This is a genomic window from Rivularia sp. UHCC 0363, from assembly GCF_034931125.1.
Taxonomy (GTDB): Bacteria; Cyanobacteriota; Cyanobacteriia; order Cyanobacteriales; family Nostocaceae; genus Rivularia.
This window is the reverse complement of the sequence record NZ_JAYGHM010000061.1, coordinates 1-24,766: the sequence shown is the minus strand read 5'-3', so window position 1 is coordinate 24,766 and position 24,766 is coordinate 1. Positions and strand designations below refer to the sequence as shown.

20 protein-coding genes are annotated in these 24,766 nt (G+C 39.1%); 12 read left to right on the top strand and 8 right to left on the bottom strand.

Features of this window, described 5'->3' with window-relative positions; translation table 11 throughout:
* Positions 1-70 precede the first annotated feature (70 nt).
* Positions 71-577 (bottom strand): N-acetyltransferase, encoded by a 507-nt coding sequence (locus VB797_RS26800; RefSeq protein WP_323240811.1) that lies wholly within the window; start codon positions 575-577, stop codon positions 71-73.
* A 315-nt stretch (positions 578-892) separates the two neighbouring features.
* Between VB797_RS26800 and VB797_RS26795 the strand changes: the two genes are divergently transcribed.
* From VB797_RS26795 to VB797_RS26775, 5 genes are all read left to right on the top strand, one after another.
* On the top strand, positions 893-1,303 hold the full coding sequence (locus VB797_RS26795; protein WP_323240810.1) for a DUF1499 domain-containing protein: 411 nt from the start codon (positions 893-895) through the stop codon (positions 1,301-1,303).
* Between the two features lie 91 nt (positions 1,304-1,394).
* Positions 1,395-1,766: a hypothetical protein gene (locus VB797_RS26790; RefSeq protein ID WP_323240809.1), complete on the top strand. Its 372-nt coding sequence runs from the start codon at positions 1,395-1,397 to the stop codon at positions 1,764-1,766.
* A gap of 302 nt (positions 1,767-2,068) precedes the next feature.
* Entirely contained in the window at positions 2,069-2,413 is a 345-nt protein-coding gene (locus VB797_RS26785) for a YtxH domain-containing protein (RefSeq protein WP_323240808.1), read from the top strand.
* A 278-nt stretch (positions 2,414-2,691) separates the two neighbouring features.
* Complete coding sequence (locus VB797_RS26780; RefSeq protein WP_323240807.1) at positions 2,692-3,105, top strand: DUF948 domain-containing protein; 414 nt, start codon at positions 2,692-2,694, stop codon at positions 3,103-3,105.
* 230 nt (positions 3,106-3,335) lie between these two features.
* On the top strand, positions 3,336-6,212 hold the full coding sequence (locus tag VB797_RS26775; RefSeq protein WP_416350939.1) for a GAF domain-containing protein: 2,877 nt from the start codon (positions 3,336-3,338) through the stop codon (positions 6,210-6,212).
* Between the two features lie 88 nt (positions 6,213-6,300).
* Here the strand turns inward: VB797_RS26775 and msrB are convergent, their stop codons facing one another.
* The gene (msrB, locus tag VB797_RS26770; protein ID WP_323240806.1) at positions 6,301-6,804 is read right to left on the bottom strand and encodes a peptide-methionine (R)-S-oxide reductase MsrB; all 504 of its coding nucleotides are present in this window, start codon (positions 6,802-6,804) and stop codon (positions 6,301-6,303) included.
* Between the two features lie 125 nt (positions 6,805-6,929).
* Here msrB and glsA point away from each other — a divergent pair, with 125 nt between their 5' ends.
* Together glsA and VB797_RS26760 are read left to right on the top strand one after the other, a co-directional pair.
* On the top strand, positions 6,930-7,949 hold the full coding sequence (glsA, locus tag VB797_RS26765; RefSeq protein WP_323240805.1) for a glutaminase A: 1,020 nt from the start codon (positions 6,930-6,932) through the stop codon (positions 7,947-7,949).
* 184 nt (positions 7,950-8,133) lie between these two features.
* The gene (locus VB797_RS26760; RefSeq protein ID WP_323240804.1) at positions 8,134-8,700 is read left to right on the top strand and encodes a peptidoglycan-binding domain-containing protein; all 567 of its coding nucleotides are present in this window, start codon (positions 8,134-8,136) and stop codon (positions 8,698-8,700) included.
* Between the two features lie 11 nt (positions 8,701-8,711).
* Here the strand turns inward: VB797_RS26760 and VB797_RS26755 are convergent, their stop codons facing one another.
* The 6 genes from VB797_RS26755 to VB797_RS26730 form a co-directional block, all read right to left on the bottom strand.
* Positions 8,712-9,755, bottom strand: a complete 1,044-nt coding sequence (locus VB797_RS26755; RefSeq protein WP_323240803.1) for a WD40 repeat domain-containing protein — start codon at positions 9,753-9,755, stop codon at positions 8,712-8,714.
* 266 nt (positions 9,756-10,021) lie between these two features.
* On the bottom strand, positions 10,022-12,106 hold the full coding sequence (locus VB797_RS26750) for a protein kinase domain-containing protein (RefSeq protein WP_416350938.1): 2,085 nt from the start codon (positions 12,104-12,106) through the stop codon (positions 10,022-10,024).
* Between the two features lie 273 nt (positions 12,107-12,379).
* Positions 12,380-13,471: a serine/threonine-protein kinase gene (locus VB797_RS26745; RefSeq protein WP_323240801.1), complete on the bottom strand. Its 1,092-nt coding sequence runs from the start codon at positions 13,469-13,471 to the stop codon at positions 12,380-12,382.
* 320 nt (positions 13,472-13,791) lie between these two features.
* Complete coding sequence (locus VB797_RS26740; protein ID WP_323240800.1) at positions 13,792-16,029, bottom strand: glycoside hydrolase; 2,238 nt, start codon at positions 16,027-16,029, stop codon at positions 13,792-13,794.
* Positions 16,030-16,113: 84 nt separating this feature from the next.
* Entirely contained in the window at positions 16,114-16,344 is a 231-nt protein-coding gene (locus VB797_RS26735; protein ID WP_323240799.1) for a NifU family protein, read from the bottom strand.
* 171 nt (positions 16,345-16,515) lie between these two features.
* Positions 16,516-17,163 carry a DUF3386 domain-containing protein gene (locus VB797_RS26730; RefSeq protein WP_323240798.1) on the bottom strand — a complete coding sequence of 216 codons (648 nt, stop codon included), beginning with the start codon at positions 17,161-17,163 and terminating at the stop codon, positions 16,516-16,518.
* Positions 17,164-17,719: 556 nt separating this feature from the next.
* On the opposite strand from VB797_RS26730, the gene VB797_RS26725 reads away from it, so the two are divergent.
* The 5 genes from VB797_RS26725 to VB797_RS26705 all read left to right on the top strand — a co-directional run.
* Complete coding sequence (locus VB797_RS26725; RefSeq protein ID WP_323240797.1) at positions 17,720-18,157, top strand: hypothetical protein; 438 nt, start codon at positions 17,720-17,722, stop codon at positions 18,155-18,157.
* 536 nt (positions 18,158-18,693) lie between these two features.
* Positions 18,694-20,268: a carbohydrate porin gene (locus tag VB797_RS26720; protein ID WP_323240796.1), complete on the top strand. Its 1,575-nt coding sequence runs from the start codon at positions 18,694-18,696 to the stop codon at positions 20,266-20,268.
* A complete protein-coding gene (locus VB797_RS26715) occupies positions 20,265-22,622 on the top strand; it encodes a tetratricopeptide repeat protein (protein WP_323240795.1) in 2,358 nt (785 codons plus the stop codon). Before VB797_RS26720 ends, VB797_RS26715 begins: the two co-directional genes overlap by 4 nt.
* A gap of 70 nt (positions 22,623-22,692) precedes the next feature.
* Positions 22,693-23,901 carry a glycosyl hydrolase family 8 gene (locus VB797_RS26710; protein WP_323240830.1) on the top strand — a complete coding sequence of 403 codons (1,209 nt, stop codon included), beginning with the start codon at positions 22,693-22,695 and terminating at the stop codon, positions 23,899-23,901.
* Between the two features lie 189 nt (positions 23,902-24,090).
* Positions 24,091-24,766 (top strand): cellulose biosynthesis cyclic di-GMP-binding regulatory protein BcsB (locus VB797_RS26705; RefSeq protein ID WP_323240794.1); only part of this gene is annotated, 676 nt, incomplete at its 3' end.

The window sequence follows — 24,766 nt, the reverse complement described above, 5'->3', positions numbered from 1 at the left end:
GGCATAATATAAGATTAAATGTAAAATAAAATACAATAGATTTAACGTCTAATTTTTTTTTATTCTCTATCTATATGTTATGAAAACTTGGTGGATAAATTACACTACCTTTATATCTTGGATGATAATTTGCTAAAGGTTTCACCATAAAAACATCTTCGGGTACGGGAAATGGAGATTTTATTCCAAAATCAATCGAAGCTTTAAACCCGAAACGAGAATAAAATTCAGGATGACCTAATACAACAATTAAAGTTTCTCCTAATTCATTTGCTTTATTTAACCCAACATTTATTAATGCGCTACCTATACCTTGCTTTTGAAAATCTGGATGAACTGCTAAAGGTGCTAAACCTAAAACCTGAAATGTTTCTTGACCGACTAAATTAATATAGCTAAACATTATATGAGCAACTACAGAATTATTTATTTCTGCTACTAATGTAAGTTCCGAAATATAGTATTGAGAATTACGAATTTGTTCAACAAGTTGCGCTTCTTCTTCTCTACCAAAAGCTAATTTATTAACAAGCGCGATCGCACTTGTATCAGATGGTGTTTCAGGACGAATATTCATTTTGATGTTGAAACGGTATCACTCATTGTATAATTTTCTCACTTAATGTATATTTCATTTGTTCGGGTTTTTTGAAATAGCTAATTTGGAGACTCCAAAGTTTCTTCGCTATTTCAACCTTTACAAGTCGGTGTCGTTAAATTAGGAAATCGTTTGGTGTAGCAGTGCGGAGATCTCTACAAGATTTATGTGTGTGGAACAATATATTCCTGGTTGTGAAAGGATTTTGAATAAATCGATATAAATGTTTTTGATGTCTATGGTTCGTAATAAAGTAAAAAGTAGTCCACTTTACTTTTAAACAAAAAATCATCAATGATATTTTCAGGAACAAAACCGGATAACTTGGGTGTAAACAACGGTAAATTAGCAGCTTGTCCCAACTCCCCAAACTGCGTTTCTTCTCAAAGTCCAAGTTCGGATGAGACTCACTTTATTCAACCGCTGAAGTATAGTTCTACATCAGAAAAAGCTTTAGCTGACCTCAAAGCTGCGATCGAGTCGGAAGACAGAACCAAGATAATCAACGAATCGTCAGATTATTTATACGCAGAATTCAAAAGCGCTTTAATGGGTTTTGTGGATGATGTAGAATTTTATTTAGACAGCAGTAGCAATACTATTCACGTGCGTTCGGCTTCTCGGTTGGGACAAAGTGATTTAGGTGTTAACCGCAAACGGGTAGAGACAATTAGAACTAAGTTTAACCAGATGCAAGGTAGTTGAAAATATCTCTCTAAAACTGAAGACGCGATATATCGCGTCTCTAAAAAAATTCAGGTAATTTGGTAGAGTAAAAAGGATAAATTAGCCCTAAATGGTTATTCTTATTGTCAACCGTATTTTGTTACAAACAATGGTAACTATTATTGTCGTTATTAATATTTTAATTTCGCTGATACTGTTTTTTTGTACCTGGCAACTGTGTAAAATACGACCAAAATTAGTGCGATTAACCGCATTTTTCACAAACTGCGATCGCAATTCCTACGCACTACTGCATCGAAGACCAGAAGCGATTTATTTAGGTATACAGAATTTAAATAATCTGCGTCAGAGCAATCAAAGCTTACAAGTAAAACTACGACAGATAAAGCAAATTTTGGCACTGATTGTTTTCGGTAGACAAATTCTCTGGAATCGTCCCGGACTCAATTTAACTTCCAAATATTTGAGAAGAAAACTTTAGAAGGTCAAAGGTTAAAGGTCAAAGGTCAAAGGTTAAAGGTCAAAGGTTAAAGGTCAAAGGTCAAAGGTTAAAGGTCAAAGGTTAAAGGTTAAAGGTTAAAGGTCAAAGGTTAAAGGTCAAAACTCCTAACTCATAACTCCTAACTCTTGTCCCCCCATCCCCTCGTCCCCCGTTTCTTTTCACAGACTAATGCAACCAAAACGATTGATACCTTGTCAATAATAAAGAAAATAGTAAAATTTTTGAGAGTCTTGCAAGCCGTTCAAACCCGCCTAAAATGGGTTTAAGGAGAGAAAAGAAAAATGTCTAATAATCGTAGTGGAAGTTTTATTGGTGGTTTGATGCTAGGAGCTACCATTGGTGCCTTCACTGGGTTGCTGATGGCTCCTCGCACTGGACGCGAAACACGTAGATTGTTGAAAAAGTCCGCTTCGGCTTTACCAGACTTAGCAGAGGATTTATCAACAAGCGCTCAAATTCAAGCCGACCGTCTTTCTGAGAATGCTTTGCGTTCTTGGGATGAGACTTTGGAGCGATTGCAGCAAGCTATTCTTGCAGGAGTAGATGCTTCAGCACGAGAACATCAAGCATTGAAGCGGCAAAATCAGGATAACTCCAATTCTCTACCCCCACATATAAATAATTAGTTGAATTCTGTAGCTGATTCACCTAGTAAATTTTATCGGTTTGAAGTCCCTTTGTGTTTAGGGGGAGTTAATTACGAATTACGTTCACCGGAGGTGTCCCGTAGGGAAGGGTATTACGAATTATACTCACCCTCAACTTTGTGCAAATTGTTGTGAACAATTAAGTTAGGTCGGTAAAAATAAACCGCCACTATGTAACAGAATCTAAATTAGACCATACTCACTGCTTCCTTGTCATAACTACAATTTTTAACTCCGACATACTTAACAATATTAATGTGAGTGAACCTCTATTTTGGCTGGGATTATCTATTTTATTAGTTGCTGTTAGTTTAACTGCTTTGTTGGTAGCTGCTATTCCAGCTTTGCAGGAGGTAGCTTCTGCTGCTCGCAGTGCTGAAAAGTTATTTGACACTCTTTCGCGAGAGTTACCACCGACTTTAGAAGCTATCCGCTTGACTGGTTTGGAAATTACCGATTTAACTGATGATGTGAGTGACGGGATTAAAAGTGCTTCTGGAGTCGCTCAGCAAGTCGATCAAAGTCTTAATAGTGCGAAAAAACAAGCACAAAATGTGCAGTCCGGTACGCGCAGTGTTTTTGTTGGTGTAAAAGCCGCATGGAAAACTTTGACAAATCCTAAACCTTCTAGACGTACCATCGAACATCAAACATATTCTCGAAGACAGTGAGCAGTGAACAGTGACCAGTTATTAAGGTCGAATTTACAATTCCTAATTCCTAATACCAATTCTGTATGAGACTGCGCCAAATTCGCCCTCACTCTGGCTATGGTGGGGCTACACAAACAAAGCCCACCTTCGCGTTGCTCAATTTGGCGCATCTTTAAAATTGCATGGAAATTTACACATCAAAAAGGGGAACCATATTAATAAGATTTTAAATTTTTGATTAAATTATAATGATGGGTAAATTGCCAGACCAGTTATTAGGGACGACACAGGAAGGTTTATTACACCGTATTGCTAATCGGATTCGTCAGTCTTTGGAATTAAAAGAAATTTTGAATACGATGGTGGCGGAAGTCCGAGATTATTTGGGGACTGACCGTGTAAAAGTTTACCAGTTTAATCCTGACAGTAGTGGAGTTGTAATTGCTGAATCGATTAATAATTATCGGCTACCTTCTTTAGTAGGACTGCATTTTCCCGCTGATGATATCCCTCCCTACGCTCGCGAGTTGTTTTTGCGATCGCGTCAACGTTCGGTTGTAGATGTGACTAATTCTCAAATCGGTATTAGTCCTTTAGACCATCCGCAAACGGGTGAAACTCAACAAGAAAGCGATATTCGCTATCGTCCGTTAGATCCTTGTCATGCAGAATATTTAACTGCAATGGGGGTTAAGTCTTCCGTAGTAGTACCGATTGTCTTGGAAGAAATTTCTACCGGAAAAAAACAGCTTTCTTCCTCGAATCCCTCGGCTCAACTTTGGGGATTGCTAGCTTGTCATCATAGCGAGTCGCGTAATGTTACTGAAGAGGAATTACAGTTTATTCAAGCTGTTGTAGATCAAGTTGGAGTTGCGATCGCACAATCGATTTTGCTCAACCAAGTGCGATCGCAAGCCAAACAGGAAGCAAATATCAACCGGGTTACGGAGCTACTTTATACAAGTCCTACGGTTAAATCGCAAGCAGCACTTGAAGAAGCTGTGGCAACTTTTAATGGTTCTGGTGGTAGGCTTTATTTACTTGCGGATGAAAATCAACCAAGGGAACTTTATACCTATGGAAATCAACCAGATTTTTTAGATGTAGAACCAAATCGAGTTGTTGAAGAAAATTATCTTTGGAAGAATTTCCTACATTCGGTAATTGAACCTGGTTGCGATAGTACTGGTTATAAACCGTGGTCGGTACAGTGGATGCGTTCGGTATATAACTTGGGCAATTATAAAGAGGAAGTTAATAATCATCCCAATCTATGGGCAATTGATGATATTTACCGTGAACCTTTATTCCGTACATTAGCACCGTTTTTTGAATCTACCTCAGTTCGCGGTCTTTTAATTATTCCGTTGCACTATGGAAGTCATATTGTTGGTTGCTTAACAATTTTTAGAGATGAAGTAAATACGGAGATATTATGGTCGGGATGGCATAATCCCGATACTCGTCAACTTATGGCTCGGCAATCCTTTGAGGTGTGGAAGCAGGAAAAAAAGGGACAAGCTCAAGCTTGGACGGAAGAGGAAATTAAGTATGCTCAAGCACTCAGCGAACGGTTTTCTACAGCTATTAAGCAGTATAGACTGTATCAGCAAGTACAAGCTTTAAACGCCAACTTAGAGCAGCAGGTACAAGAAAGAACTGAGCAACTACAACAAAAGACTCAACAGTTAGAGCTTTCCAATCTAGAATTAGAAAACTTTATTTCCCGACAAAAAGCCCTTGCGAGTATTGTGGCAAAAATCCGCGATTCTCTTGATATTGAAGAAATTTTCCGAATTACTACCAAAGAACTGACTCAAGTATTAGATAGCGATCGCGTTTCGGTTTATCGGTTTAATTCGGATTGGGGTGGTGAATTTGTAGCTGATTTTGAATGTGTCACTCCCCGATGGCTCGATGTTGGTAATTTAGGTGTGAATACAGTTTGGGATGATACTTACCTGCAAGAAACCCAAGGTGGTAGATATCGTCAAGGTGAAGTTTTGGTCGTAAATGATATTTCTCAAGAAGATTTTTCTCAATGTCATCTTGATATATACGAGCAGTTTCATATCAAAGCTTTTATCACAGTACCTATTTTTTTCGAGCAAAGTCTTTGGGGTATTCTGGGAGTATATCAACATCAAGCATCACGATACTGGGAAAATTCCGAAGTTGAGTTTGTTAGTCAAATTGCAGCACAGTTAGGAGTTGCCATGCAGCACGCTTCTTTACTTACTCATAACCGTGAAAAAAGCGAACAACTATCTAAAACCTTGATTAATTTGCAAGAAACTCAAACTCAGCTGATCCAAACCGAAAAAATGTCGAGTTTGGGACAATTGGTAGCCGGAATTGCTCACGAAATCAATAACCCAGTTAATTTTATTCACGCTAATTTATCTCACCTTAAGGAATACACTGACAATATTTTGCGAGTATTAAGTAGCTACCAGGAATACTGTCCCGAACCTCCGACAGAAATGAAAACATTGCTTGAAGAAACTGACGTTGAATATATTGCGGAGGATTTACCAAAACTCTGTTCGTCTTTATCTATCGGAACTAAACGCATTCAGTCAATTGTTTTATCATTACGTAACTTCTCGCGTTTAGATGAAGCAGAAATGAAATCTGTAGATATTCACGATGGTATTGAAGGTACGCTATTAATTTTGCAGCATCGACTTAAAACTGATGCTTCCAAAGTTGCGATTAATATTGTCAAAGAATATGGCGAATTACCTTTAGTTGAATGCTATGCTGGGCAACTTAATCAAGTATTTATGAACTTGCTAGCAAATGCTATTGATGAAGTTCAATCAATAGAACCTGCTTCTGAAGAAGATAATGTTAAAACAATTAAGATTACAACTGAGTGTATAGATGAAAGAGTAAAAATCTCTATAAAAGATGATGGAAATGGGATTCCACCAGAAATTTTAGATAAACTATTTGACCCCTTTTTTACTACTAAACCAGTTGGTAAAGGTACGGGATTAGGATTGTCAATTAGCTATAAAATTATTGAAAAACACTTTGGTAAATTATATTGCAATTCTCAACCTGGTGGAGGTGCTGAATTTGCGATCGAGTTACCGATTAAATCTGCGCTGTGTACTTAAATAGGAGTAGGGAGTAGGATATTCCTCTCCCTTTATTGCCGCATCATCCGAAGGTTAAAGCCAATTCGGCTTGATTAGATTAATTGATTCAACTTTCGATAAATTTCAACGCTACCCCATTCATGCAGTAGCGTTTACCAGTTGGTTTGGGACCATCGTTAAATACATGACCTAAATGTCCGCCGCAGCGATGACAATGAACTTCAACACGGCTGATAAAAAATAACTTATCTATTGATGTACCAATTGCTCCATTTATGGGAGCATAAAAAGAAGGCCAACCAGTACCACTATTAAATTTAGTTTGAGACTTAAAAAGTGGTAAGTCACACCCAGCGCATAGGTAAGTACCGTTAGCATATTGTTTATCGAGGGAACTGGTATGAGCGCTTTCAGTTCCATGTTTACGCAACACGTAAAACTGTGAAGGTGTTAAAATTTTGCGCCACTGTTCTTCTGTTTTGGTAATTTCAAACTTATTAGAGGCAATTGCTACAACTTTTGACTTACCTGTTATACCTGCTAAATATGGCGATAACCATGCTACACCCAGCATTGCTGTTCCAGTTTTTAAAAAATATCGTTTTTTCATAATCTAATTGTCGTCTGAGTTAGCCTTCACTACAAGCATAACGATTAGTAATGATAATTATTCCGAAATAACTTAAGAATATGTCAAGATAAAATTTAGTTCATGTCAACTAAGTAAAATATGTAATGTCTGACTTTCCAGAGTTTATTAAGTTTCTTTATGAAGAATATCGCCATCTTAATTCAGGTTCTTTGGCTAGCTATATTCCCGAACTAACTAAAGCCGATCCAAACTGGTTTGCAATCTCCATTGTCACTAAAGAAGGAGAGATTTTTGAAATTGGAGATCACCTGCAAAATTTTACCATCCAATCTATATCTAAAGTTTTTGTCTACGGTATGGCTTTAGAAGATTGCGATCGCGAAACGTTGTTGGAAAAAATTGGTGTAGAACCCACTGGAGATCCCTTTAATTCAGTAATTCGCTTGGATGAAAACTCTAAACGTCCGGATAACCCGATGGTTAATGCTGGTGCTATTGCTACTGCTGGTTTAATCAAAGGTTCAAATGCTACCGAAAAGCTGAATCGGATGCTAGATATGTTTCGTCGCTATATCGGTCATGATGTATTTATCGACGCTCCGGTATTTATGTCCGAACGAGCTACCGGACATCGCAATCGAGCTTTAGCCAATTTACTGCTTAATTTTGACATCATTGAAAACAATATTGAAGAAATTCTTGACTTCTATTTTCAACAATGTGCTTTGGTTGTTAATTGCCACGATTTAGCGGTGATGGCTGCAACTTTGGCAAATCGAGGTATTAATCCGATCGCAAAAAAACAAGCCGTAAAACCTTGCTACGTTAGAGATATTTTAAGCGTTATGTATACCTGTGGAATGTACAACTATGCTGGGGAATGGGCTTATCGAGTCGGGATTCCGGCAAAAAGCGGAGTTTCAGGGGGAATAATTGGTGTAATTCCCGATCGCGCTGGTATTGCTGTGTTTTCCCCTTTAATTGACTCTAGAGGTAATAGTGTTAGAGGAATTAAAGTATTTGAAGCTTTATCGGATCAATTCAATCTTCATTTATTTGATTCTCCATTACCAAAATGTTCTTTTCTCGATATTTCTAAAAATTCAGAAGAATTAATATCTAAGCCATTAAAAGTTACATTTGATAAATCTAAATCTTTATGATTTTAGAAATATTAAACTTCCATCCAAGTCTACAAAAGCTTCGTGAGTTCTAAGTAGGAGGAATTCTATGGTCTATTTTTTCCTTGGAACTATCTTCTGAATATTTCTTTATATTTGTGCGTCCGGAATAGATAAATTAAAAAGTGATGTTAGATATCAGAACCAACAAAACATGATATAAACTATGAACGCTATCTATACTGTGCTTAGAGAAGGATCGATTGGTGCAGAAGTTACTAAGCTGCAAGAAGGTTTGAAGAAACTTAATTTTTATTCAGGTAGTATTGACGGTATTTTTGGAGCTAAAACTAAGCTTGCTGTGATCAACTTTCAATCAACACAACGATTAGTTACCGATGGGATTGTAGGCGAAAAAACTTGGTCTAAATTAAACGCAGCACTGCAAGAGAACAGCCCACGTTTGAATTTTCAAGTAATTAACGTAAAAGAATTTATTGCTACTAACCGCATTAAAGCTACTAATCCAAAAGCTGTAGCTGCACAATTATTTGGTAGCTTAGAAGAAGATGGAAGAAGTTATGAAGATATTTCAATTACATATGTTCGAGGAGAAACCGCTGTAATTGTACAAACCTTAGTCGGTTTAGCTGATGATTCATTAGCAGGAATACGATACCGCATCGAATTGAAACTTAACCAAAATAGATGGGAAATTGTTTGGGTGGGTCAACAATACAAGTGTCAACCAGGTCGAGGAAATCAAGACTGGTCTGATGTTATTTGCTCGTAATCTAGTTTTTACTACAACGCTTGCCAAATTTTGATAGTTTTATCCAAACTACTGCTAACAAGACTTTTACCATCCGGACTAAATGCTACAGACCAAATTCTTTGGGAATGTCCTCTAAGGGTGCTGATGCGTTTTCCGGTTTTTGCACTCCATAGCTTAATAGTTTTATCCCAACTACCGCTCGCAAGAGTTTTACCGTCGGGACTAAATGCAACTGACCAAATTTTTTGAGAATGTCCGTTTAAGGTACGCAGCACGCTTCCAGTTTTTAAATTCCATAACTTGATAGTTTTATCCCAACTACCACTGGCAAGAGTTTCACCATCGGGACTGAATGCTAAAGAACTAACTGCGTCCAAATGACCCGTTAAATATTTGGTTTTGGTTCCCGTGGCTAAATTCCATAGCTGAATCGTACCTTCAAAATGATTTCCTGTAGCAAAAGTCTGACCATCGGGGCTAATTGCGACTACATTTACGACATCACAATTACCTTGAAGACTGCGAATATTGGTTCCTGTAGCTGCATTCCACAAATTGATTTTTTGATCCCAACTGGTACTAACTATAAAGTTACCATCCGGGCTAAAAGCAATTGACACAACGGAGGCTGAATGTCCTTTAAGAGTGCGGATTTTCTCCCCCGTTGCCACATTCCACAATCGAATCATTTTGTCATCACCAGCAGAAGCCAGGATTTTTCCATCTGGACTAAAAGCGATCGCATTAACTGAGTCAGAATGTCCTTTAAGGATGCGGATTGGCTGTCTTGTTTCTAAATCCCACAACTTAATCGTTTTATCCCCGTCAATCGAAGCCATCACCTTTATTTGACTTCCTTCAACTGGATGCGGACTAATGGCGATCGCTCCAACTGAATCGGAATTTCCCGTTAATGTAAAACCTAGAGAATTGTTTTGCCACGGAGTAGATACACGATCCACATCGGAAGATATACTGCTAACAGCAGGAGAAGATTGCCAACTCCAAATTCTGACAAAGGCTAAAATTATTACTGCCGAACTTGTTAAGATTTTCAATATATAATTGGTCATTTTTTATAAACTTAATAAATTCTGGAGTCATGCGTAGGGGTTTAGCACTGCTAAACCCCTACGATGGATGTGTTTTTGCCACATTCATATTTTGTATTTTCTGTCAATGCGTATGCTTTATGCTCCCTCAAGCCCGGTAATCTTCTAATGAGATAATTTATCGGTAGAAGATCAATTCAATAAGATCTCGGAGAAATTTTCTAGCTTCGGACACATTCTTTACAAGTATTTTATATTAGCTTTATGATGTCTAATTTTCTTCACGGCTAAAAAATCGGTATTTGCCAAATTTTAATAGTTCTATCTTGAGCGGAACTAATTAAAATATTTCCTTCCCTGTTAAAAGCCAAAGATTCTACTGTAGCAGAATGCCCTCTTAAGGTAGCCAAAAGTTCTCCGGTGTGTAAATTCCACAGTTTGATTGTTTGGTCGCTACTACCCGAAGCAAGAAGATTGCTCCGAGGACTTACAGCAGTAGATGTCACCAATCGAGAATGTCCTCTAAAAGTACGTATTATCTCCCCAGTAAGAGGATTCCACATACGTATGATGTTATTGTAACTACCAATTACTGAGTTATTATTAGTTCTTCCGGATTTTTCGACGAAGTTAACTGAATAAACTTTGCTTGAACTATTCGATAAAGTGCGTAACAGCTTTTGAGTTACGATGTCCCAAATTTTGATCCTACCGTCACTACTACCGCTTGCCAGTATTTTTCCTACTGAGTCAAAAGCCAGAGAACTAATGCGATCGCGACCCTCAAACCTGGCAATTTCTTCCCCGGTGCTGACATTCCATAATTTAATGCTGTTGTCATCGCTTCCAGAAGCAAGTATTTTACCATCAGGACTGAAAGCTAAAGCGTGAATTTCCGAAGTATGTCCGCTTAGCGTCCGAATTTCTTGTCCTGTAGCCAAATTCCATATTTTGATGATTTTATCGTCACCAGCGCTGACAAATTTCGTTCCATATGGGTCGATCGCAACGACGTTAATTTTTAAACTGTGGTCGTTAAAAACAGATATTTCCTGTTTTGTGACCAAGCTCCATAGTTTTACACCGAAAATACTGTTTGTGACCATCGTCTTGCTATCTGGAGCGATCGCAATGGATGAAACTGAATCGTAGTTAAGGTTAAGGGTTTGAGCAGCTATTGCTTGTCCTAATGATTGATTCGTTTCTTCGGTTTTCGATAGCTGAACGTTTGGTTGAGCAATACTATCGGGATTGCTCCTTTGTGCTTCGCGGGTTTTCCAATACCAAAATTCCCCAGTTAAGAACATGGTAATAGCTGCGATCGCCATCAATACACTTTTTAACTTTTTTAAGTTCGGATATATAGGTTTTGCCGGGATTTCGGTTGGCGGTATAAATTGCTCGGAAGCAGATATTAAAGGTGGTAAAAATACAGGGTAATTTTGCGGTTGCTCCAAATCTGCAATTACTTCCGCAGCCGATTGGTAACGCTGTTCGATCTCTTTTTTTAATAATTTATCGAGAATATTGCCAAATTCATCGCTAACTGGGTAGTTTAAATATTTTTCCCAACTACTCATCCAGCCGTAACCATGTTCGGCCCATAATTGAAAAGGTGAAATACCAGTAATTAAATGGAAACTTGTAGCCCCGACGCTGAACAAATCGCTAGCAGGATAAGCTAACCCGTCCCGAATCTGCTCTATTGCCGAATAACCGTGAGAACCGATTGAGGTTCCTGCTTTTAACTTCAGTTTTGGCTGTAACTGTTTGGAAGAACCAAAATCTATTAAAACCAAATCTCCGAGCAAATCTTTCGGAGAACTGCGACGAATAATATTTTGCGGTTTAATATCTCGGTGAACCACTCCACATTCATGGATAAATTGAAGAACGGGTAATAAATTTAACAGGAATTCTCTAATTTCGGTTTCACTATAACAACGCAGCCAAGTATCATTTTCGCGTCGCGATTCTAATTCTTCCAGTAAATTTTGTCCGTCGATAAATTGCTGAACTAAATATAAACAACTGTCTTGTTCAAAGTAAGCTATAAGTTTGGGAATTTGGGGATGTTCTCCCAACTCTTGCAGTCGTTGCGCTTCTTTCTCAAACAACTCTACAGCTTTCTTTAACGCCCAGTTTCCTTCAATTCTAGGTGCTAATTGCTTGATAACGCACTGTTCGTTGAGTTTATCAGAATCTTGGGCTAAATAAGTTTTACCAAATCCGCCCTCTTGTGAAAGCACCCGGATAACTCGAAATCTATTTCGTAATAAGGGGAATAAAGCTGTATTACAGTTAACACAAACCTTATTTAAATCATCATTGAGAGAATGTGAACAATCGGGATTTAGGCAGCAGATAGTCATTGAATTCGGGCGACTGTATAGAACAGTATGTTAACAAAAGCCCCTAATTTTTCTTTGATAGGAAAAATTATTTTATCATTATACAAAATCTGTTCAAGAAAAATATCAACTTTAGGTTAAGATCGCCCATTTTTCTCATTATCCCGCTGCTATTACTGAATTTTAATGTATTAATAATAACCGTTTATTTTTCAATTAATAGTTTATCCGATCGTAAATCAAGCTTTCACTTAAATTCAATAGAAGTATTTGCTACATTCTAGTAATTTTAATTTATGTTAGTGAAGAATAAGGTCGAGACTTTCGTCTTGATTGCCTTGATTTTAGTTTGGCTTTCCATTCCCGAATCGCGATCGCAGTTCGTGCAAATGGAGGTAAATAACTGCTGTAATTATCCTCGAAGCTATTAGTTTTACCTTGAATCTCTGTAGGTTGAATCGCCAAGCAGTTAGTTAAGTGAGGTAAATGGGATTCCATACCCAGAGCAAACATGACTTCATTCGCTGACTTAAAGCGTTCCCTGACACTAACCTTGAGCATTTTATCCAAAACAGAGGCAAAGTGTTCGCTAACTTTTAATTGTTTTTGCCAACAGATTTCACCCGTATTTGTGTCGTAATCAAATTCTAAAGGTGCTTTTCCACTTAGCAAGTAAAGACAGGTGATACCTAATGCATAAATATCGCTGCTGTAAACCGGACGTAAAGAAAACTGTTCTGGAGGTGCAAATCCCATAGTCCCCACGAAATTAGTCGTCGCAGTCGTTTTCTCTTCAATTTCACCAATTAACGCTAACTCTTCTTTAACCGCACCAAAATCAATCAACACCAAACGTCCATCATCTTCGCATCGGAGTAGATTGTGGGGTTTGATATCGCGGTGAATTACATGATTTTTGTGGACATATTGTAATACCGGGAGAATTTCGTGCAAAAACTGTTTCACCGCAGCTTCACTCAAAGTACCGTTGCGTCTGACTTCCCTAGTCAAAGTACAGCCACGGACATACTCTTGAACCAGAAAAAACTCTTCTCCCATTTCAAAGTAATCTAAAAGCATGGGAATTTGAGAATGGTTTCCCAATTGACCTAAAGTCTTAGCTTCCTTTTCAAAACGTTCTTTAGCTTTTTGCCAACTTCTAGGACTGCTAACTTTAGGACAAAGCTGTTTGATCACGCACAAAGGATGTCCCGGTAGACTGACATTTCGAGCTAAAAAAGTAACACCAAAACCTCCTCTACCCAAAATACGTAAAATCGCATAGCGATCGCGAAATAAAGTTTTAGAACCACATAATTGTCCTAATTTACTATTTGTCAACAGGTCTGAATGAAGAGTTGATATTTTTTGAGAAAAACGATTCATTATAATCAAAGATATTATTTACATCGCGACTTCACGATTTTCTCAATGTAACTACGATCGGTATTTGTCGCCAGTAGAATTACCGTATCTTTGCATAATCCTAAATTTTACCCGACTTTTTCTTCAAAACTCCGGATGGGGGGATGGGGAGATGGGGGGATGGGGAGATGGTGAACCCACTCTCGTGCGGAGGTTCCCTCCGTTGAGAGAAGTGGTGAACCCGAAGGGGGAGATGGGGAGATGGGGGGACAACGAGTTTTAAATTAGCAATTACCAATTCCCAATTCCCAATTACCAATTACCAATTCCCAATTCCCTTTTCAAGTTAATTCAATGGCGATCAATCCGTTTTGCGGTAAATAATTACGAAAGCGTCCTTTGTCCGATAGTACTAAAACAAGTCGGAGCGGAGATTCTGGGGGTTGCTGCAAATCTGTCCACGGTACTGCTATTTCTAATGAAGTGTTTAAAGCTGTTTTGGCGTTACTTTCGCGGGGATACCATTGCGAATGTTCGCCAGCTTGCTGAAATTGAATTGAGTGCGTTACCAAATCAATTTCTAAATGGTGATGAAATAAATAATTAACTGGTGCTGCATCCGGTACATCTGTTAAAGGTAAAGGACTGTTGTGCATGGTTTTGTAAGGATAAAACCACAACAAATTTAATTGTGGTGGTAAATCTTTTCCTGGCTGGACTGCGCTTTTAAAATCCATGCGTAAGTAGAAATTTGACTGGTCTAATCCATACCACAACCGTTGGATGGCGCTGCTGCTGTGCATGGTTCCCCGCGCACCACCGATTTCTAAACGTCCGGCTTTTCCCCAACCTCGTTCATCACCGCTACCGTTAATTTCTGGATGAATATATCCGGTACTGCGATGATCTGCTCGTGCTTCGTGAATTTCTAAGGGTTGCATTAAATAACTCGGCACGGGTTCGTTTAATGCTTGATAAATTCCCCGCAAATGCAACCGAAATAGCTGGTCAAAAATCGCATCTTGATTTGATGAATGTCCTTCACCGAACCACCAAAACCAGTCGGAACCTTCTGCTGCGTATAAAGCTTCCCAAACGGAGGGATTGTTCTCTTCTGTGGCTTCGGGATGATTCGCTAACATAAGTCTAGCTTGAGTTAAGTAATCCCAAGCTCGATTTTTTACCGGGTCGCCAATCCAGGTAGTAAAACTACCGTCTACCCAAGAACCGCTGTGCAATTGTTCTCCCTTCATCGTAGCTGTAGGAGGAAACTGTTGGATAAATTCGGAAACTGTAACCAATTTTAATTGCGGTTCGTTGCTGAAACCTTCGTACAAAGCTTCTAAGAACGGTTTACCATCTTGCTCGTAAAACTCCCAACAGTTTTCACCATCCAAAGCGATCGTAACTAACCAAGGCTGTTCGTCACTACTTTGCTGCTGCATTTGAGCGATTTTTTGCAATCGTCCAATCAAATCTTGCGCTCCGTCTTGAGGAGACATTCCGCTGTAGGTAAAGCCGATTAGATCAGATAATGCATGGTCGCGGAAAACTATTGATACATCTCCAACCGCAGTTTGCAAGCTGTAAGGACGGTAAAGTAATTCCGGTTGTTGAATATTTCCGGCTTCATCGCGGTGAAAGAACTGCTGTAAACTCCATCCCAACACTGCTTCATCTGAGCATATCCACTGAAATCCCTGTTTTACAATATACGGTAATACTGCCGGACTTACCGACTGTTCCGAGGGCCATAATCCACGCGGTTCTCGTTGAAATCTATCTTTATATATTTCCCATCCTTTGTGTAGATGACGAGGAATATCTTCAGCCCAGGTAAAACGTTGTTGCGGCAAAATCATATTAGGCACCGCTACGCGACCGGCATCAGTATCCGCAAGTAAAGGTAAAATTGGGTGAGTATAAGGTGTAGTCATCACTTCCAACTGACCAGTTTCCTGCATTTTGCGGTGTTGCGGGATAATGCGACTTAAAATTTCGCGCTGCTTCGAGTAAATACGCTGGCGATCGCCCATACTAAAATTGCGTCCCTGCTTCAACCAAACCGCAATTTCGCGATCGTCCCAAAACAACGGGTCAATCCACGCTAAATTATGCCAAGCCAATAAATCGCTATAATCTTGCAAATCCCAATGAGCCAAACACCAAGCTTCTCCCTTCTCCTGACGCATTTGGTAAAGCTCTCTATAGCGGGGATGAGGTTTGATTAAAGTCTCGTAATTCGCATCAAAAAAATGTTCAAGAATAAATTCCAACTGTCCCTGAGTTAGTTGTTCTGTAGGGGTCAAGCTAACTTCTAAATAAGGGTCAAAAGCAGTACCAGCAATATAATCTTCAATCTGCAATATCAACGATGGTACCAAATTCACAGTTTGATGCAGCTTAGGATACCGTTCCAGCATCAACACCAAATCTAAATAATCCTTAGTACCGTGTAACCGCACCCAAGGTAAGCGATATCTTCCAGTACCAGAATACGAAGCAGCATTTCCTTCAGGAGACTTATACAGCGGCTGATGTTGATGCCAAATAAAAGCGACGTGCAAAGGGTGAGACATAAGTCAGGGAGGAGTTAGGAGCTAGGAGTTAAAAGTTAAGAATTAGGAGTTAGGTAAAAAAAACCTAATTCCCAACTTTTACTTCTACACTACTTGTTCCACTTCTGCAATTTCTGGAATCATTTCTCTCAGACGACGTTCGATACCCATTCTCAAAGTCATAGCAGAACTAGGACAGGAACCACAGGCACCTTGTAAACGTAATTTAACAACGGGACCATCAAGTTCCACAAGTTCCACATTGCCACCATCAGACATTAAGTATGGGCGCAACTCATCAAGAACTGTTTCCACATTTTCGTTCGTTAATTCCATAATCTTTGACCTGTGTTAAGTGACATTTGTTTTCAAAGCTTGTTAATTACATACTAGACCAATTGTGGTGAAGTGATGGGGGACAAAGGGACAAGGGGATGGGGGGATGGGGGGATGGGGGGATGGGGGGATAATTACCAATTACCAATTACCAATTCCCAATGCCCATTTTTACATCATCGCCGATTCCTGTAGCTTAATGTCGGAATAGCTAAACTCGGCTATGGTGTCTTTAACGTCTTGAGAATCTTGTACCACTTGCTTGATCATCAAATAGTAGTTACCTACTTTCTCATAGGTATCTTCAAATTTGAGAATGCTTTGAATTTCATTGGTTTTTAGATCGCGAAAAATAGCATCGTAGCGATTTGCAATATAACCTTCACCTGTATCCAAATTCTCGTGGGTATCAATGACAAAAGCCGTGCTTCCCTTTACGCGAGTTTCTTGACAAATTTCCCTCCCTTTGATCTTGTAAGTAGAGTTTAACGATTCCCCTTTAACAATAATGACTGTTGCTTGGGTATCGTCTGTTGATTGGATAAACTCATGTTCCCCATATTCCTCATTAAAAGAAGCGGGTTTGCAATGGGTAACAACATTCCGCAGTTGAATGTAAATCCCTTCTTGTACCTCAATATCGGAAATTCCGCTTACTTCTACACTCAAGTCACGGTGGATAAAGATTTTGCCCGTGTAAGTTTCTTGTCCCTGGATTAACTGCACCTTAGCGCTGTAACCGGGAAAGTCTTCGTCCCAAGTGTAACGACTCTCAAAAGCGGTTTGAAATAACTCTTGTGCTGTTTTTGAAGTTTTCATGTAAGCACTGGAATTTCACTTTTTCTTGCTTTTACCAGTTTAGCGAATAGAAAAAATTATCAAACTTTATAAGTAAGTCGGCACAAATAAACCGAATCATGTAACAGGATGTAAACAATCATCAAACCCCTGCGATTGCTGAGTCCCAAGGGGACACGCTCCGCGAACGTTTCACTCCGTTCTACTCGCAATGACATACCTTGCTTTTTTTACGCCGACTTACTTATCTACTTTAAATATTACCCGATTTCTTAATACTAACTTCATCAATATTATTCTGGAGAGGATTGTATGTGATTAAGATAACTTGATATTAACACCCATCCGGGATAGGATTTCCTATAGCTTTTAAAGCTAGATCTAAATAGCTATAACGAGTCAGGAACTACGTCTGAATATAATTCGCGATCGTCAAGCCGGATTCTGAAGATTACCTTTAGAAATTTCTCTTGTACTAATCAGTTTCACCTTGGTAGCCTTCTAAGGGGAAATGATTGTTTGAAGGATGGGTGCATACTATTGTTCGTCTAATACATCTACCTATTAGGTTGTAAAAATGACTTTATCTGCATCAAGTAAATTTGTTCTACCAGCTGCGATCGCCTGCGGTATCGTGTTTGCTGTAATGACCGTTCCTCTTGCCGTAATGGGCGAAAGCCAGGTTGGAATTAGAATTGAAGAAGAATCTTTCTTTAATGGTAAATTAAGAGATGTCGCTGCACCTTATGTTGTATTTGCTACTTTAATAAGTTTTGGTGCGGGAATCTCTGTTGCGGCTTTAACCAGATTGCAACAGTTGAGTAGCAATTCCTTAAATGATAAAAATAAGTTAGCTCAGTTAGAGAAAAATTTACTGCACAAGGAAAAATTCCTTGAAGAATTTAAGCTTTCTGAATCTCGTTTGCAAGCTTTAGGACTCAGCAGTTTTCTAAACGATCAAAGCATGGTGAAGGATTCTTCAGAGTTAAAAATCTCCACAGCAGTATCTGAGTAGAGCCTGAATCCTGCCGTTGACTTAGCTCCTCAACCGCAAATTACCTAGATACATTGCCAGCCTCCGGTGTTTTCCTTGATGGCTAATAGCAAGCAGCAAGTCTTTTGTTTTAGAGACTTGCTTGTGTGTGTTTCTGAGAAAACATAAATACTTTTGATACCAGGATGTAAGTTATTAGCGTCCTTGAAGATTTTTTCGCTCATGCAGCTAAAAGTTATCTTTGACAAAAGTTTCGGCTAGTGTTTCTTTACTTTTGAGTTTTAACTTCTGAACTTGGATATTGATTGCGCTAATATTCCAGACAGCTTATGAAGGGTAAAACATTCGTAGTGTCGGGGTCTTGCTCCCTGGTGTCAACAAGAACGCTGCGAAGACGGCACTACAAATTTCTTACCGATCAAAATAAAATGTATTTTGGAAAAAAATTTACTTGATCTACAGAAATAAAAGCTGTAAAGTATCCTCAAATTACATCAGTGTTCCCTCGGAAGTATTTATTGTTTCGTAATAGATTATACCTATCATGCCATCAGGTAATGAGCCAAAAAGTATTGCATTTTCATCAAAATATCGACTCGAAACCTAGTTCTAAGATTTATTCTCTGTTTTGTTCTGCTTCGTTTTCAATCCTGTGGATGATGACATTCAGCAGTTCGGCAATTGCACAAATTAGTTCTTCATCGACAAGTGATAGGATCGTTCGAGCAACACCAATAAATCGACTGGAAAGTAGACTACAATCTCCGAAGAAACACGATATTCAAGACTTAGATCGCTCTATCGAACAGATAACAGTTCCTATTTCTGTTGAGAAGCTTCCAAGCAGGATAAGTGAATTCAAGCATAGTCCTAACAGTTCGTTAGAAAGTGACACTTTTTTTAACGACTTCACAGCAGTTACAGCACGAGACATAATTCAGCTTGCTTTTGAATTACCACAATTTAAATCTCAAAGCTGCAATGTTGATAGCGACTGCACGCAGACAACATCAACTTTCAATCAACAACTGAATCTGCAAACACCATCCCAACAACAGTTAGATGATACTCAAGCGGTACAAGAAATAGTGCCGTTAAGTATTCAACAGTCAATCCAAAAGCCAGCAGAGCAAGAGCCTGAAGGAAAACGCACTTTAAGAGAACCATCTGCGATCCTCCAAGGAGTTTATGTAACTCAAGGTGGGAATAGTTCAGCACGAGCAAGAGTTACAGGAATTTATCCGTTGAATACTCAAAGTTTAGTTGGTGGCACTTTAGACTTAAGCAGTGACAACAACAGCTTTGATGACTCCCGTGGTAGAGGTTTGAATATCAACGAACTTTATTACGCGACTTCTTTAAAGGGATTGCCTAACTTACGCTTTGTTGTCGGTCAAATGGATTTAACTTCTTATTTTGACCGGAATAGCTTTGCTAAAGATGGAGCAAGTCAGTTTTTCAATCCAGTTTTTCAAACAAATCCAGCCTTGTCTTCTACAGGTATTGGTTCGCGTCCGGGTTTTTTGGTTAACTGGAACGCGACTGATAACATCGTGGCTAAAGCTGCAATCTTTTCTTCTTCAAAGGGATTGAGTAACTTGAGTTTGGATGGATTTGCTGGTGAGGTTGGTATCCGTTATGGTAATGCCATTATTCGCGGGACTTATTCCACAGATAGGGATGCAGGTAATCGCGATTCCTTCGCAGAAAGCTTTGGAATTGCCAGAGGAAATAATCAGTTTGGACTATTGGAGGACGATCGCGAATCAGGTTATGGAATCAATGCTGAAGTTTTTATTCCGCAGTATAAATTAGGTTTGTTTGGACGTTACGGTCGTTACGAAAATCATGATTTAGGAGCAGGTGGGGATACTTATTCTTTGGGATTGAGTTTCTTGGATTTGTTCGCACCCGATGACCGACTTGGTTTAGCCTACGGCAGCGCTCTCTCTAACGGTGTCCGTCAAGGTAAAAAACCAGATGTAGTGGAACTTTTTTACGATCTGAAATTACTTCCCAATCTGCGTTTTGGTTTGTCTTTTCAAGGAAGGGACAGTTTTAACGAGTCGGTTTTGGGTGTGAGAGTAAAATCTGAATTCGATATTACTCCAAAGAGGAGAAAGGTTCGATGAGTAAGGAATTTATAAATCAACATCATTCTTGTCCGCAGCAGTCTGTCCAGACAAAAAGTAAAATATACAAATTGATTGTTCCTATTTACTTTTTATTATTAACAATTTCTCTTGTTACCGTACCGATCTTTAACAATATTGCACCCGTTCAAGCCCAAAAATCTACATCCAGCTTAGTAGAGCAAGGGAATAGACTTTTGAAAAAAGGATGGGTAAACGATGCAATTCAAGTTTTTCGTCAAGCCATTAAAACCAATCCCCAATCAGTCAAGGCAAATTTAGGATTGGCGATCGCCTATAATCGTGCCGGAAAAATTGATGCTGCTTGGAATTCCTACCAACGTGTATTAGAACTCGACCCCAATTACCAACCCGCTCTCAAAACTGTAGGTTTGTTGGGAACCTATCGTCCGGAGTGGCAAGCCAAGGGTATAGCAGCGCTGACTACTTTATTAAATAGCAGTCCTAACGATTTAGAAGCTCGGAGTTTGCGGGCTGTACTCTACTACTACCAAGGTAGAATTAACGATTCAGTCGCAGATTACCAAGTTTTACTGACTAAAAATCCCACTCCAGAGATTCTTGTCAAAGCTGCGGAAACTTTTGCCTACGCTGGCAATTATCAACAAGCCCTAGAACTCTTTAAACGCTATGGTTCCACGGGAAAAGGCATTACTGGAAATGCAGCGATCGCTTACGGTAGAACTTTACAAAAAACTGGAAATCCCACGGAAGCAATACAGGTTTTAAAAGCTCAATTAGCTCGTTCCAATAGTCTCGATTTGTTAGCAATTACAACTCGTGCCGAACTATCCCAAGCTTATATTGCTAATAATCAACAGGCTGAGGCTTTGGCTGTATTGCAACCTTTGCACGGTAAACCGGATGCTAGGTTACTTTTAGCTCGGTCTTTAAATGAAATTCGTAAAACTGAAACTAAGAATGATTCTGTTTTAGTAAAAGAAGTAGCTAGTTTATACCGGCAAGTACTTGCCGATAATCCCAATCCTCCAACTTCCTTAATGCTGGAAGTTGCCGATGTATTTTCCGGTTTACCGCAACAGGAACAAACCGCGTTACAACTTTACCAACAAGCTGCGGCAAAATTACCAAACGATAAAAGTTTGGTTTTACGTCAGTTAGCGTTACAGAACAAGCTAGATTTAATTAGTCAAAAGGATTTGAAGTCAAGGTTAATTAGTTTACTACAAAACCTGCCTCAAGACCCCGGAGAATTACACAACTTCGCGAATGCATTAGTACAAATTAATACTCGCGATTCAGAACTTATTCCTAGCTATCAAAGTGTTTTGCAGAAGGGTGTTGAGGCTCCTTTTCTCAATTTCCGCATTGCTCAAATGTATTTACGGCAAAAGGATACAGCTTCTGCTAGACAAGCTTTAGCAGCTTATCAAGCCACTCCTGAAGGTGCAAATAACTTAGCTACTCAGTTGTTAACAGCAGAAATTGAGTTACAGGAAGGTAACTTAGAAGCGGGTGCTTTAATTTACCAAAATGTATTAGATAAAAAACCAGACGATGAAATTTACAACGGTGCTTTAAGAGCATTAGCGGGAATCCGTTCGCAACAAAAGCGTTTTGATGAAGCTTTAGCGGCTTACGGTCAACTACGAACTCGTCAACCGCAAAATTTAACCTATCAGTTAGGACAAGTTAGTGTTGCCTATCAAGCCAAACGAATCGATCGACAGCAAGCGACTACGGTAGTTAATAACTGGTTAGCAACCCAAAAAGTAACTTCAACTCCCCCGGAATTATATAGTTTGGTAGGGCAACTTCCTGCTGTTGCAGAATGGGAGCCTCTATATAACTATCTTTTGCAAGGGGATACTAACTTACAAATCCAAAAGCGGTTGTTACAAGTTGTCAATAAACGCGACCCCGCACAAGCAAGAGATTTAGTCAAGCAGTTGGCGACAAATCCCAGGGAACAGGGAGAATTGTCGAAAGCGATTGGAGATTTAGATTTAGCCGGAATTGCCTATGAGAAAATTTTGACAAATCAAGCAAATGACATCGATGCTTTAACAGCATTAGGGGGAATACGTTTTGAACAGCGTCGATATGAAGTAGCCCAGAAAATTTATTCCCAGATATTAACGCAACAGCCCCAAGATCGAACAGCAAAAATGGCGATCGCCGATCTGTATGCAATTTTAGATCGTCCTTTAGCTGCATTATCACAGATGGAGCAATTACAAAATCAAAAAAATCAAGAGGGTGTAATAGATAAAAAACTATCTCGCAGGATGCAACAAATCCACGAAGATTTTCTGCTTCGACGCGGTTTTCAACCGTATTGGGAAGACCCAAATCGACGGATTAGGGATTAATTTTATGATGAAATTTCGTCCTTACTACTTAGACAAAATTAGCAAAAATTTAACAAACAAGTTTTTTTCGATGCGATATTTGTCAGTATTAGCTGCAATTACCATCCCCATTGGCTTATATAGCTGTATTTTTGGTAGGGTCGTCAGTTCCCGAACCTTGAGTCAAGATAGCGTATTTCTTGCAGCTTTACCCCAAAATCCGAATCGGGAGTTGATCGTAGAAAGTTGGGATAGCTACCGTCGTACATTTATCCAAGGTGATGGTCGAGTCATTGACTACCAAGCCGCATATCGTTCTACCAGCGAAGGTCAAGCTTACGCTATGCTGCGAGCAGTTTTAATCGATGACCCCTCAACTTTTGCTAAAACTTTAAACTGGTCAGAGAATAATCTCCGACGACAAGAGAATGGTCAAAAAACAGATAATTTGTGGGCTTGGAAATGGGGCAAAAAAGCCGACGGTAGTTGGGGTACTATCGACAATAATTTTGCTAGCGACGGAGATATTGATGCGATTACAGCCTTAATTTTTGCTCACAGACGCTGGAATCGTCCTGAATACTTACGATTAGCTCAAGCGAAATTACAAGATTTGTGGAAACTTTCTACCGTTGGCGATCGCGGTAAACGCTATTTACTACCAGGACCAAAGGATGCTTTTATTCCCAATTCTTCCACTATTTATCTCAATCCTTCTTATTTCGCTCCCTATGCTTTTCGGATTTTTTCCCAAGTCGATCCAAAGCGTGACTGGTTGAGTTTGGTAGATAGTAGTTATGAGATATTAGAAAAATCCTTAAGTCTTTCTGCTGTAAATTTACCAAGTGACTGGGTAGCTCTAAATACAGCCAACGGCGAATTTCAAGCCCTACCTTCCTCAAGAAAAATTGAAACTTTATACAGTTTTGATGCGTATCGAGTTTGGTGGCGAGTAACACTTGATGCAGTGTGGTTTAATTCATCACCAGCAAAAAGCTATCTCCAGAAATCTACTCAACATCTGCAACAATTATGGCAGCAAAAATCATACTTGCCCGCACGGATTGATTTAGAGGGAAAGGCATTAGTAGATTATGACGCAACATCGCAATACGCGATGTTTTATGTAGCTATGCGGCTTTTACAACCGAAAATAGCCCAGGAAGTATTAGCAAAAAAAATATTACCCAACTATAAAAAAGGAATTTGGGGCGATCGCGCGGCTTATTATACTCAAAATCTTGTTTGGTTAAGTTTACTACATCCGAATGACATACCAAGAAAACTGATTCAGAAATAGTGGTCAGACAATTTTGGATTTTAGATTTTAGATTGACCCTGTATCTAAAGTCAGGGGTAAGTCAGCGCTATTTTGGATTTTGAATCTTCAATCCATTCGGGTAGCGTGTCCGTAGGACAAATCCAAAATACGATGAAATTTGTACTCAAAAACACCAGTAAACCCGTCATTACAAAACACAATCAACTCATGAAACGACTATTTTATTTCCAAGCCAGTACAAAAATATTTATTATTTTTTGTTTACTATCTCCCTATTCCTTATTAGACGCTCAAGCGCTCGAACGAGGTCAGAAAGAATCATTAATTTCCCAAGCAAACCCTGGGGATGCGGATAAAGAAATAATATTAACTGAAGCAAATTCAACCAAGTCAGTAAATTCTGAAAAGAACATCACTACTTATAACTTGGAATTTAACCGTGCTCCCATTGAGGGTAAAAAGATACGCTTAAGAGGAATTTCTTCTGAAGGTAGTATAGATTTTACCCGTCCCCGCAATTGGGATGTAGCTAGTGTAAAAGCTTTAATTCGGTTTAAACATTCAACAGCACTTTATGCTAACCGTTCCAACTTAACCGTTTTGGTTAACGACACGGCTGTAGGTAGCATACCTCTAGACCGCAAACAGTCCCAACTCGGTCAACTACTGGTTGATATTCCACCTAGTTTACTTCGAGACTATAACGAACTCAAAATAATTGCCCAGCAAAGAAATGCTGAAGTTTGTGTAGATCCTTACGATCCAAGCCTCTGGACGGAGATTCAGCCAGATTCCAAATTAGTCTTCAACTATAAACTCAAAAAAGCTTCCGAAAACTTTAGCCGTTATCCTTATCCGATTATTGACGAATTAGATTTGAAAT